General features: G+C 50.8%; 8 protein-coding genes. 6 read left to right on the forward strand and 2 right to left on the reverse strand.

Going from position 1 to position 13,503, the window contains the following annotated elements:
* Positions 1 to 155: 155 nt before the first annotated feature.
* Positions 156 to 3,020 (reverse strand): M16 family metallopeptidase, encoded by a 2,865-nt coding sequence (locus ACO4R2_RS03735; RefSeq protein ID WP_484769226.1) that lies wholly within the window; start codon positions 3,018 to 3,020, stop codon positions 156 to 158.
* A gap of 793 nt (positions 3,021 to 3,813) precedes the next feature.
* Between ACO4R2_RS03735 and ACO4R2_RS03740 the strand changes: the two genes are divergently transcribed.
* The 6 genes from ACO4R2_RS03740 (at position 3,814) to ACO4R2_RS03765 (ending at position 12,389) form a co-directional block, all read left to right on the forward strand.
* A complete protein-coding gene (locus ACO4R2_RS03740; protein ID WP_484769227.1) occupies positions 3,814 to 5,322 on the forward strand; it encodes a GH3 auxin-responsive promoter family protein in 1,509 nt (502 codons plus the stop codon).
* Positions 5,323 to 5,404: 82 nt separating this feature from the next.
* Positions 5,405 to 7,330 carry an Ig-like domain-containing protein gene (locus ACO4R2_RS03745; protein ID WP_484769228.1) on the forward strand — a complete coding sequence of 642 codons (1,926 nt, stop codon included), beginning with the start codon at positions 5,405 to 5,407 and terminating at the stop codon, positions 7,328 to 7,330.
* A gap of 60 nt (positions 7,331 to 7,390) precedes the next feature.
* On the forward strand, positions 7,391 to 8,209 hold the full coding sequence (locus tag ACO4R2_RS03750; protein ID WP_484769229.1) for a DUF3108 domain-containing protein: 819 nt from the start codon (positions 7,391 to 7,393) through the stop codon (positions 8,207 to 8,209).
* Between the two features lie 24 nt (positions 8,210 to 8,233).
* Positions 8,234 to 9,262, forward strand: coding sequence for a 4-phosphoerythronate dehydrogenase (locus ACO4R2_RS03755; protein ID WP_484769230.1), 1,029 nt, complete (start codon positions 8,234 to 8,236; stop codon positions 9,260 to 9,262).
* Between the two features lie 122 nt (positions 9,263 to 9,384).
* Positions 9,385 to 10,872, forward strand: a complete 1,488-nt coding sequence (gene cysS / locus ACO4R2_RS03760) for a cysteine--tRNA ligase (protein ID WP_484769231.1) — start codon at positions 9,385 to 9,387, stop codon at positions 10,870 to 10,872.
* 128 nt (positions 10,873 to 11,000) lie between these two features.
* Complete coding sequence (locus ACO4R2_RS03765) at positions 11,001 to 12,389, forward strand: DNA/RNA non-specific endonuclease (protein WP_484769232.1); 1,389 nt, start codon at positions 11,001 to 11,003, stop codon at positions 12,387 to 12,389.
* 149 nt (positions 12,390 to 12,538) lie between these two features.
* Here ACO4R2_RS03765 and bamJ read toward each other — a convergent pair whose 3' ends face one another.
* Positions 12,539 to 13,441 (reverse strand): BamJ family beta-barrel-assembly machinery protein, encoded by a 903-nt coding sequence (gene bamJ, locus ACO4R2_RS03770; RefSeq protein WP_484769233.1) that lies wholly within the window; start codon positions 13,439 to 13,441, stop codon positions 12,539 to 12,541.
* Between the last annotated feature and the right edge of the window lie 62 nt (positions 13,442 to 13,503).

Here is a 13,503-nt window from a genome sequence, read left to right on the forward strand (position 1 = left end):
AAGTGGTAGCCGAGCACTCCCCCTCATGGGGGAGATGGAGGGGGCTTTCTCATCAATCCCTCTTCCCTCTCGTCTCTCCACACAAAAAGGCCACCCAACACTGCGTTGGATGGCCTTTGAAAAATGTAGGGCCTGATGACCCATTTGAGGTTTGCTTATTCAGTTTCGTGCAAGCTCTCCGGCATCATGATAATGGTGCACTTGTTATTCTGCTTGAGAAGCACGTTTTTAGCAAAGTTCTGAATGTCTTGGCTTGTTACGCCGTTCACTGCAGCCTCGTAGCCTGTGCGGCCGTCTTGGTTCCAGAAAGTTTTGGCAGAGATAAGACCTTGCCAGTAGCCATTATTCTTTTGGCTTTCCTGGTATTCCTTAATCTCAAACTTCTTCACCTTGTCGAGTTCTTCGGCGGTCACGCCCTTTTCTGCAATCTCCTTGATAGCCTCATTCATGAGCTGAAGCGCCTGGTCCACATTGGCAGGCTTCACAGGGCAGTAGAGCTGAACCGAATACTGCGGGCGGAAACCATAGCTTGCGTTAGCACCAGCCTGCGTACTGTAGGCGATGCTGGCCTTTTCGCGAACGCTCTGGAGTACGCGGTCGTCGAGCACAGAACCAAAGGCGTTGATGATTTGCGCCTCTTTGAGTGAGTAGGGGTGGTTACCGTGGTAGAGGATCACGATGTTAGCCTTCGGCGTTTCCATAGAGCGTACAAACTTGTTGGTCACCTGACCATTGACAAGTTCAAGCTTCGGATCGCGGCGTACTTCCTTCTTCTTAGCTGCTGGGATAGACGCGAGATAAAGTTCGCAGAACTGTTTCAGAGAATCAACATTGATGTTACCCGTAAAGAAGAACGTGAAATCAGACGGGCTGTTGAAACGCTCACGATAAATCTTCTGCATCGTCTGATAGTCATAGAGAGCGAAGTCAGCCTTTTTCTGTTCCGTCGTGCGGATGCGCGCGTCGTGACCATAAATGGTTGTGCGAATAGAGTCAGAGAAAGCCGTTTCGGGAACCTTTTCAGCGTTCTCCAACTGCGTCTTCATGCTCAGCAAGGTATTGTTGTAGGATTCGGGATCGTTACCAATAGCCGTAAACTTGAGGTAGAGCATCTCGAAGAGCGTACGCAAATCCTTCGGAGTAGAGCTTCCGCCGAGACTTTCAGTATCGTTGTTGATGGATGAGCTAAGGCTCACTTGCTTGCCAGCCAAAGCTTTTTCCAGCTCCGTCTGCTTGAAGTTGCCCAGACCCGTACCGTCCACGATGTCGGCAGCCATCTGTGCGTTGACAAGAGTCTTGGTGTCCTTGATGTTCAGTTCGTTCAAACCACCCGCACTTTGTGCGCTCATGATTATCTGGCTCTCGTTGAAGTCCGTCTTCTTGAAATAGACCACTGCACCGTTAGAGAGTGTCCATTTAGTGTAGCCGAAGTCAGCAGCCTCCTGCTTCTCCACGCTGCCAGCCTTGGGCAGTTTAGTGATGAGCGGTTCGTTCTTCACATTGTCTACATAGGCAGTAACATTTTCAGCCATACCTGCTGCAACGGCCGCCTTCATCTGTGCTTCAGTAGGCACAACAACGCCGTCCTTTTCAGGATACATAGCGAGGAACACGAAGTTCGTGTCGGTACGTGCCGTCAGTCCAGCCACCATCTCGCTAACCATAGGAGAGAGCTGCTTAGAGCTGCGGAGCTGCTGTGAAATCATCTTGTAGAGGTTATACTCTGTTTCGATGCTGGGGATAGCGTTACCCTCGAGGAAGTGGCGGTAGTACTGCGGGATGTAGTAGCTACTCTTCTGCTTGTCGCGGTTGTTGTAAACGGCCTCCAAGTTGCTAAGGAATTCATCATCTGCGCGCATCAGCTCAGTCTCTGTAATACCGAATTTGTTAGCGCGTTTGATTTCTGCCATAACAGCCTTGACAGCTTCAGCGTCCTTACCGGGCTTCGGAACGATGTAAACGGACAATGCGTCACACGTCTTGGAGAGCAGATAAGTGCCATAGTCCACTCCTGCCTGAACAAATGGGCAGTCGGGCTTTTGTGTCATTTCGCTGAAACGTTGGTTCAGAGCCGAAGTGGCCAGTGCGGTGAAATAGTTCTGCATCAGGAAATATTGTGAGCCACGCATATTGCGGTCCATCGTTTCCGTTTTGAACATGATTTCGATCACGCCCACGGTTTGTTCCTTGTCCTTGTCGATAACATAGATAGGTTCGTTGTTGTCAGGCACAGGATAGCTCTCATATTTAGCTTCGTTCTTCGGGTTGGGCAGGTCAGAGAAGAGTTTCTTAACCTTAGCCTCCATTTCAGCAGCGTCGAAGTCGCCCACCACTACTATGCCCTGCAAGTCGGGGCGATACCATTTGCGGTAGTAGGCTTTGAGCTCCTCGGGCTTAAAGTTGTCCACCACGCTCATCAAACCAATCGGCATGCGCTTGCCGTAGCGTGAACCCGGATAGAGCTTCTCGAGGTTGCGGTTCAAGATGCGCTGACTGGCGCTTGAGCGCAAACGCCACTCTTCGTGGATGATGCCGCGCTGCTTCTTGATTTCTTCCGGTGTGAGGAGCAAGTCGTGGCTCCAGTCGTGAAGAATGAGCAAGCAGCTGTCAAGGTTAGCCGGCGTCACGGGTACGTTGTCGATGTTATACACCGTTTCGTCCGTGCTGGTGTAGGCGTTGAGGTTCTCGCCAAACTTCACGCCGATTCTTTGCGTGTAGTTGATGATGCCGCTACCAGGGAAGTTGGTGGTTCCGCCAAAGGCCATGTGCTCCAAGAAGTGAGCCAGACCGCGCTGCGATTCCTCCTCCTGCACAGAACCCACCTTCTGCACGATGTAGAAGAAAGCCTGCTTCTCAGGAAGATTGTTGTGACGGATGTAATAGGTCATGCCATTGGGCAGGACACCCATGCGAACTGCCGGATCAATAGGCAGCTGCGGGATTTGCTGTGCAAAAACCTGCATCGCGGGCAAGAGAGCCAGCGTCAGCAGGAATAGCAAGGTTTTTTTGAACTGTTTCATCAGTCGTTGGATTTATGAATAAAAAAAATTGTATTGTATCTATTACAGTATTGCATTATGCAAATGTAAGACATATTCCGCATATCTACACATATTAGCCATAAATTTTAAGCAACAATAAATGCAAAGAAAAACTCACGCATCAGCACAAACGAAGCAGCCTTTTCCGTTGGCCGCGAGAAGAAAGCTATCAATAGGGGGCTTTTAGAGAAATTTATAACCGCTCATTTTATCGCCGATTTCTTTACATTCATCATTTCGCATCTACACTCTCATTCTTCATCATCTTTGAGAAACGGCCGTTTCCTTCAAAAAATATTGGCCAACGCCATCGCAAAAATTCTCCGTTTTCTCCTGCGGAGTTGTCAGTTTCTCCTTTTTACTAAAAATTTCGAGCTGATTTATGCATTTTTAGCCCAAGGAAACTCGTCGATAAAATAAGGCTATCGGTGGGCAGAATAAGGCTATCGGCCGATACAATAAGGATGCTGACGGACAGCCTTATTGCATCGACGAGCAGAAGGCACGCTCCGCTACTCACATACGGAAGCGCACTCAATTTTGAGCCACTGGCGGAGGAATAGAGTAAGAATCCATTTGACAAAAACTAAGATATTCATCCCGCTCTGTAAGCTACGGTTAAATTCCCCTAAGATGGGGGCGAGGAAGAAGGGTGGGGTTATTGCTCTGTGCAGGCTGGGGAATATTAAGTGTTACTAAAAGGGCGGAATGCTTTTGCATTCCCCGTCGTAAGGGTTATCTTTGCTTTCTTAAAGCAAGAAAATAGAACGGAATGAGTATAACAAAATTGGCGCGCCCGTTTTTCCTACACCGTTTGAAAGCGATAGCGCGCTATGCCACAGATGCGGAAGAAATCCAAAGAAAGGTGCTGGCGCGCTTGCTGCGCGAAGCGGCCCAGACAGCTTATGGGCGTGACCATGGGTTTGGCGAAATCCGTTCCTACGAGGAGTTTTCTCGCACCGTTCCAGTGAACACCTATGAGGAACTCAAAGGCTTCATCGACCGCATGCGCCATGGTGAGCGCGATGTGCTTTGGAAGGGGCGTATGGAATGGTATGCCAAATCGAGTGGTACTACCAATGACAAATCGAAGTTTATTCCTGTTTCCTCCGCAGGACTTCACGACACGCACTATGCAGGTGGCACTGATGCAGTGGCACTCTATCTGCACAGCCATCCCGAGAGCCGACTCTTTGATGGGCGCGCCCTCATCTTGGGCGGTAGCCATCAGCCGAACTATAACCTCCCCGGCTCGCTCGTTGGGGACTTGAGCGCCATTCTGATTGAGAACATCAATCCCGTGGTTAATCTTTTCCGTGTCCCCAAGAAGCGCGTGGCACTGCTCAGCGACTTTGAGGAGAAGCGCGACCTCATCGCGCGCGAGGCACTACGGAAGAACGTGACGAATTTGTCGGGTGTGCCGTCGTGGATGATGGGTGTCATCACGCGCGTCCTCGAACTCAGCGGCAAACAGTATCTCGACGAGGTGTGGCCCAATCTGGAAGTGTTCTTCCACGGCGGTATTGCCTTCACGCCCTACCGCGAGCTATACCACAGTTTGATACGCAACCCGCGGATGCAATATATGGAAACCTACAACGCCTCCGAGGGCTTCTTCGGTTTGCAAAGCGATTTGGCCGATCCAGCTATGTTGCTGATGCTCGACTACGGTGTGTTCTACGAGTTCATACCGCTGGAGGAGGTCGGGAAGGAACAGCCGCAGGTTGTGCCCCTTTGGGAGGTGGAAACAAACCGCAATTACGCCATCGTCATAACCACGAGCTGCGGCTTGTGGCGCTACCAGATTGGCGACACCGTGCGCTTCACGCAGACAAGGCCCTACAAATTCGTCATCTCTGGCCGCACCAAAAGTTTCATCAATGCCTTTGGCGAGGAACTCATTGTGGACAACGCCGAACAAGGACTGGCCGAAGCCTGCCAGCAGACAGGCGCACAGGTGAGAGAATACACGGCCGCCCCGGTCTTTATGGACGAAACGGGCAAATGCCGCCACCAGTGGGTCATAGAGTTTGCGAAGATGCCCACCAATGTTGGGGAGTTTGCCACCATACTCGACCGCACGCTTCAAAACGTGAACAGCGACTACGAAGCCAAGCGACACAAGGACATCACCCTCCAACCTCTGGAAATCATTGTGGGGCGCACAAATCTCTTCCACGACTGGCTCAGTTCGAGAGGCAAACTCGGCGGGCAGCACAAGGTGCCGCGCCTGGCCAATAACCGCGCCATCATTGAAGAAGTGATAGCGTTGAACAAGTGACCTGGAGTGTTGATTGTCTCAGGCAGCTCTGATTCATCCCACCAGTCGGCATACAGATACAAATACAAGAACCTACAAGCGTATGAATATATCGCGCAACATCCTCCCTTTCTTCCTGCTGCTCGCCTTAGCGGCAGGACTGGCCTCTTGCGCCAATCCAGGCTCAGGGCCCGATGGCGGCCCGTATGATGAGACCCCGCCCAGTGTGCTCCAAATGTCGCCACAATTAGGAGAGAGCAACGTGAAGAAAGCTAAGAAAATCACGCTGACATTCAGCGAGAATGTGAAGCTGGAAAATGCGTCCGAAAAGGTGGTAGTATCACCGCCACAGCTGGAAGTGCCAGAGATAAAAGTCAGCGGACGACAGGTGAGCATAGAACTGATGGACAAACTCCGCCCTAATACAACCTACACGGTAGATTTCTCCAATGCTATCACAGATGCCACAGAGGGCAATCCGTTAGGGCAATTCACCTACTATTTCTCTACGGGAGAAAGCGTCGACACAATGGAAGTGGGCGGCACAGTGCTTGATGCGAGCAATCTGACCCCTGTGTCGGGCATCCTCGTAGGCCTCCATTCGAATCTGAACGATACGGCTTTCACCAACACCCCATTGGAGCGCGTGGCGCGTACGGACAGCCGCGGCCGCTTCAGCATCAAAGGCGTTGCCCCCGGCACATATCGCGTCTTTGCCCTGCAAGACATGGACGGCGACTTTAAGTATACCCGTGGCGAGAAGTTGGCATTCACCACCAAGTCCTATGTGCCATCCTCCTACCCCGATGTGCGCTACGACACCGTATGGGCCGATACGATTCATTATGATTCTATCCGCACCATCAATTATACCCATTTCACGCCCGACGATATTGTTCTGCTGGCGTTTCAAGAAACGTCGGTGATTCATTCCCTTCTGAAAATGCAGCGCGATATTCCTACGCGCTTCACGGCTTATTTCACCGCGCCAAATGATAAACGTCCCGTGGTGCGCGGTTTGAACTTCGATGCCTCCAAGGCGCTCATCGAGGACCACTCCGCACACAGCGACACCATCACTTATTGGATTCAGCAACCCGATGTGGCCCACAACGACACACTCCGCTTCCTTTACAGCTACCAAGCCACGAACGACTCAACACATCAGCTCTACGAGCGGACAGACACCATGGAGATGGTGCCGCGACTGAGCAACGCTCGCCTCGATAAGGAACGGGCGGAGAAAGAAGCCCGCTGGCAAAAGCAGCTGGAGAAGAGACACAAGCGCGGAGACTACACACAGGAGCGTATGCCTGTGGAAGCGCTCAAGATGAGCACACAAACGGCGAGTCCCTTCACACCTATCGACAATGTTAACTTTTCCCTCGAAGAGCCCGTCCTATCTGTGGACTCACAGAAGTTTCATCTCTTCCAAAAAGTGGACAGCACCGAAACGGCGGTTCCCTTCCGCATAGAGCGCACAAGCTTACTGAAGTTCCGACTCATAGGAGAATGGCGACCCGGACAGAAGTATCGGCTCGCCGTAGACAGTGCCGCAGTGGTAGGTATGTCGGGCTTGGTCAATAAGTCTACTACGCTCGACATCAGCATTGCCACAGCCGAGGAGGTAGGCTCTCTCTTCATCACCATCCCCGATGCCGACAGCACGGCCATAGTGCAGTTGCTCTCCAGCGATACGAAAGTGGAGCGACAACTCAAAGTGAAAAACCACCGCGCCGACTTCTTCTATGTCCGCCCTGGCACCTACTACGTTCGCTGCTTCTTGGACAGCAACGGCAATGGTAAGTGGGACGTGGGCGAGTATGCAACGCAGCGCCAGGCCGAGGAGGTTTTCTATCTGCCCACGCCGATAACCGTTCGCGCCAATTGGGATGTTGACCAAAACTGGACACTTCGCGCACTGCCGCTCACGGAGCAGAAACCAGCAAATCTCTCCAAAGTGAAGACCGACAGCAAACGCGAATCGGCACATCAAAAAAACTTGAACAGAAAGCGGGAGACCAAATAAGTTGGCCTAACAGCGACAACGGTTTTGTCTCTCGAAATTCGTCACACATAACTAACACTTATGAAACATCTTAGAATACTCATCCTGACAATCGTTCTGAGCAGCGTTGCAGGCCTTGTCCGTGCGCAGTGCTCCGCTTCAAACACAGCTTTCCAAAGCGGAGAAACGCTCGCTTTTGATCTCTACTTCAATTGGAAGTTTATCTGGATAAAAGTGGGCAATGCCACTTGGAGCGTTTCGCAGACACAATACAACGGAAATCCCGCCTATCGCACGCGACTCATAACGCGCGGTTCGGAAAGAGCAGACAAATACTTCGTCATGCGCGACACGCTGACGGCCTACTCAAGTTTGAACCTCTCTCCGCTCTACTACGAGAAAAATGCAAAGGAGGGCGGACAGTATAGAAAAGAGCGCGTGTGGTACACATACCCCAACGGGCAGTGTCACCTAAAGATGTTCTACAAAAGAGATGACAAAACAGCACATTGGAAGCAGTTTCAGTCGAAATACTGTGCTTTCGACATGCTTAGCATGATGATGCGTGCCCGCTCCTTTAATCCAGAAAATTATAGTCCTGGTCATCGCCAGAGCTTTCTTATGGCTGAGGGTAAACGCGCGGAATGGAAAACGCTCTTATATAGAGGAAAAGACAACGTGAAGATGGAGGGACGCACCACCACCTACCGCTGCCTCGTGTTCGACTACCTGGAAAAGGAGGACGGAAAGGAGAAGCGCATCGTTACGTTCTATGTGACGGACGACGCAAACCACCTACCTGTCCGTCTGGATATGTACCTGAATTTTGGAACGGCTAAAGCCTTCCTCAGCGGCTGCCGAGGACTGCGTAATCCTATGGGAGCTTTGGTGAAGAAGTAGATATTTCGTTATTCATCTATCGCATTGAAACTTATCATTGACAACGCCATTCCTTTTATAAAGGGAGAGGCGGAGAAACTGGGCGAAACCGTGTACAAATGCGGGGCCGACATTACGGCAACCGATGTGCGCGATGCCGACGTACTGATAGTGAGGACGCGCACCCGCTGCGACCGCGCTCTGCTTGAGGGGTCGAAGGTTCGCCTTGTTGTGACGGCCACCATAGGCTTCGACCACATCGACACAGCTTGGTTGGCCGAAGCGGGCATTCGGTGGACAAATTGCCCAGGTTGCAATGCCGCGAGCGTGGGGCAGTATGTGGCGTGCTGCTTGTTAAGATTGCAGCAAGAGAAAATGCTTGAGGTGAGAAATCTCACTATTGGCGTGGTCGGTGTGGGGCACGTGGGCACAGAAGTAGTGGCAGCTGTCGAGCGATTGGGCTGTCGTGTTTTGCAGTGCGACCCTTTCCGCGCCGAAGCCGGCGAAGAAGGTTTCGTGGAGCTCAAGACCATTGCCGAACAGGCCGATGTTGTCACTTTCCACACGCCGCTGACCACGGACGGCCCTTATCCTACGCATCATTTGGCCAATGCTGATTTTTTCTCCGCTTGTCGGGCGAAGCAGCCACTCATTATCAATGCTGCACGCGGAGGAGTTGTGGATGAACAAGCCCTACTGGCGGCTATCGACCATAAGCACGTGAGGGGGGTCATTATAGATACGTGGGAACATGAGCCACAAATCGATCAACGCCTCTTGGAAAAGGCCATCTTTGCTACTCCTCACATCGCGGGCTATAGTGCCGACGGAAAGACGAACGGCACACGGATGTCGCTACAAGCCGTGGCCGATTTTTTCGGACTGGACATAGCATTCAACATCCTTCCACCTGCTCTTCCGAACAATTATCGTTACAATCCGTTCGAGCAGCCTGCCTGTGAGCAACTAAGACGCTACGATCCGTTAGTGGACAGTATGTCGCTAAAGAAGTATCCGATGCTTTTCGAGCAACTTCGTGGCAACTATCCGCTGCGCAGAGAGTGCTCGTTTTGAGCCACGAAAGAGAGATTGCAAGCCATCTCTTCATCGCTTGCAACCTCGCGCCATTCCGCCACATACTTGTGACTTTCAACACTTTCAAGTAAATTTGCAACAAAATATACACAATAAATAATATGACAGATCATAAACTTTACATCTACAATACGCTGACGCGTACCAAGGAGCTATTCAAACCTATCCATGAGGGGCGTGTCGGTATGTATGTATGCGGCCCTACCGTTTACGGCGATCCCCATTTGGGACATGCGCGTCCAGCCATCACCTTCGATATTCTGTTCCGCTATCTCAAGCACCTGGGCTACAAAGTGCGCTATGTGCGCAACATTACAGACGTAGGCCATCTCGAACACGATGCAGATGACGGTGACGACAAAATAGCTAAGAAAGCAAAGCTCGAACAACTCGAACCGATGGAAGTAGCGCAATTCTACACAAACCGCTACCATCGAGCAATGGATGTACTCAACGTGTTGCCTCCCAGTATTGAGCCGCACGCCACGGGCCACATCATCGAGCAAGAAGAACTTGTAAAGGAGATTATGAGCAATGGTTTTGCCTACGAGGCTAATGGCTCTATCTATTTCGATGTAGAAAAGTACAATCAGAAGTATCACTACGGTGTGTTGTCGGGACGTAATCTCGACGACATCATTAACCACAGTCGCGATCTGGCTGGCACTGACGAAAAGCGTAATCAAGTGGACTTCGCCCTTTGGAAGAAAGCCCAGCCCGAGCACATTATGCGCTGGCCCAGCCCTTGGAGCAATGGTTTTCCTGGTTGGCACTGTGAATGCACGGCGATGGGCCGAAAATACCTCGGCACAGAGTTCGACATACATGGAGGAGGAATGGACCTCGTGTTCCCTCACCACGAGTGCGAGATAGCGCAAGCTGTGGCTTCGCAAGGGAAGCCGATGGTTCACTACTGGATGCACAACAACATGATAACCATCGAAGGCAAGAAGATGGGGAAAAGTTTGGGCAACTTTATCACGCTGTTCGAGTTCTTTACGGGAGAACACGAGAAATTAGACCAAGCTTACAGCCCGATGACTATACGCTTCTTCATCTTGCAGGCGCAATACCGCTCCACTGTTGATTTCGGCAACGAAGCTCTCCAAGCCAGCAAGAAAGGCCTCGACCGCTTGATGGAAACTATTGCAAACTTAGAGCGCATTGAGCCAACGGCCAACGGGAGTATTACGCTGGACTACGCCAAGGAGCTGGAGGCGAAATGCTATGAGGCAATGGACGACGACCTTAATACGCCGATCGTTATCAGCCACCTGTTCGACGCTTGTCGCGTTGTGAATCAGCTCATAGATAAGAAGCAGACCATCACCCCCGATGCACTGGCCAAGCTGAAAGAGGTGTTCCACACTTTCTCCTTCGACATCCTCGGTCTGAAAGCCGAAACCGACGGCAATGCCGCACGTGAAGAGAGTTTTGGTAAGGCCATCGATCTCCTTCTTGAGGTTCGCGCCAAGGCCAAGGCTGCTAAGGATTGGAGCACCAGTGATCAGATTCGAGACGAACTTGCTGCCTACGGATTTGAAGTAAAAGACACCAAGGACGGTGCCACTTGGAAACTGAATAAATAAGTCGACAGCAGGAGACAAGGGACAAGATGCCAAACGCAGCCTTTGGGCTGAAGCGTAGAACCATCCTCCCTCGTCTCCTGTTTGTTCTATTTTTTACTCCCCAACTTGTATCTAATAACATTTTTAATATGAATAAAATTATCAGGACACTGTTGCTTCTGACCTTTATGGCAGGCTACGGCCACATGCAGGCGCAGGACGTAATGGTTATCAGCAAGACCAACGGAAAGGACGTACGCTTCAACGCAAACAATGTCGATTCCGTTTTTTATGAATCTGTCTATTCTCTTCCTTATTCTAACGCTCTGAATGGGGAACAAGGCAATTTCTCAGTGCTGAACAAAACGATGCCGGCAGGCTTCGCTTCGGTTTGGAAAGGCGACAGCAGATACGCATGTATGAAGGCGTCGGGCTATGCCAATAGTGAAAAGCACGCTACAGAAAGCTGGCTCATCTCTCCGAAAGTCGAACTGCTCAACACAACCTCTGCTACACTCACTTTCGAGCACGCAGGGAAGTATTTCCAAGACATCACGCAGGAAGTCTTTGTTTACGTCAGAGGCGACAACGGTGTGTGGGAGCAGCAGACTATCAGCACCTACCCCACGAGCTACACGTTCAAAAGAGTCTCTATCGATCTCTCCAAGTACCTTGGGCAAGCCGTAGAGGTGGCCTTTGTCTACACCAGCACCTCTGCTTCTGCTGGTACATGGGAGGTAAAGAACGTGTCGATAACGGGTTCTTCCAATCCATCAACCAATCCTGACACGCCACCAACGGGAGTTAACGGCTACGTGGAAGTACCTTTCATCACCGACACCCAGCGTGCGAAAGAAGAACTCAAATATATTCAGCACAGCTTCAACTATGGCGGTAAGGAAGTACGCTCCTATGAAATGCTCTACGATACAACGCTGAAAATGGCCTATTGGGTGGCGTATCCCCTCTGCGCTTTCTACACGAAGAAGAACGGCGAACGCACCAACGCGTGGGGCTATGATCCCAAACTTCCTGAGTCTAAACAATCAACCATGAAGAAAGGTCTCGGTCATGGTTATGATCGCGGTCACCAGATACCGAGTGCCGACCGCTTGGTTACGGAGGAATCTAACAACCAAACGTTCTACTACACCAACATGACCCCGCAATTGTCGGGTCTGAACCAAAGAACGTGGCAGCAATTAGAGACTGCGTTGCGCTCAAAGTATATGCCCACCACTGACACCCTCTACGTGGTGACTGGAGCTATGCCGACCACAGCGGAAAATACTACAATTACATATATGAAGGACAACAAAGGTGTCGATATAGCCATACCGAAGTACTACTTTAAGGCCATCTGCGCTCTCAACCGCACAACGGGCGAAGCAAAGACCTTAGCTTTCAAGATAGACCACAAAGCCACCAACGACAACTATATGAACTACGTTATCTCTGTTGCCGAATTGGAACGCCTTACGGGATTCACCTTCTTCCCCAGCATCGATCCAAAATACAAGAAATCCACTTCGTGGTAACTCATACAGAGGCTTCTCTCACCTTATGGGGAGAAGCCTCTTCTCTTTCTTCTCGTTCCAGCTCTTTGAGGCCTTGGTTGAGAAGAGCATACAAAAAAGCTGGACTCTTTAGCAGAAGTCCAGCTTTTATTATAGGAAAAAATGCGCTATTATTTGCGCGGTTTAGCAGAAGCATTGGCTTTGAGCAATTCCACCTTGAAAATCAACGTAGAGTTGGCCGGAATTTGCTGCTGATTATTGGAGCCGTAAGCGAGTTCAGCAGGGATGTAAAGTTCCAAAGTGCTGCCCTCGGGCATGTGGGTGAGAGCCTCAACCCAACCTTTGATAACTTGGTTGGCCTTAAACTGAGCCGGCTGGTTGCGGCGGTAGCTGCTGTCGAAGACAGTACCATCGATGAGCTTGCCCTCGTAGTTCACCTCCACAGTAGAAGTGTCGGCAGGCACAGCTCCCGTACCCTTCACGAGCACCTTGTATTGCAAGCCGCTCTTTGTTGTAACAACTCCCGGCTTCTTTGCGTTGGCCTGCAGCCAATCCTGGTTGGCCTGCTTGTAGACGTTCTGCGTGTAGGCAGCCTGCTGCTCGATGAGCTTCTGGGCTGAATCAACGGTCAGCGTAGTGGGCTCGCCCAACACAGCCTGCGAAAGTCCGCGTACATACTCTGCAGCATCCACATAGTTTGCATCGCTCTTACCCGCAGCTTCTTTGTTGATAGCTGGGATAATGCGATCTGTGTTCATCTTAGCAATCTTCAAACCAGCGGCATAGGCCATAGCTTTCTTAGCCTCAACAGAATTGCCGTCGGCATTGAAACCGCGAACGGCATCACTGATATATGCTGAATCAACGCCTTCGCGCTGGATGAGATAGTCCTTCAAACTACCGCCCTGAATCACACCGAAAGCATAAGAAAAGACCTTTGCATCAACAGGTTTGAGCTGTTGAGCAGGAACAAGCTGAGTTGCTTTCACAGTCTTGGGTTGTTTCTTCTTCTGAGCCACTGCCGGCACCATCAGTGCTGCCAGAGCAAGGGTAAATATGGTTCTGATTTTCATTTTCTTTGAATAATGATGGATGATTTATAAGAAACGAATTACGAGGTACGAGAGAGAAACTG

This window comes from Alloprevotella sp. (genome assembly GCF_057240785.1).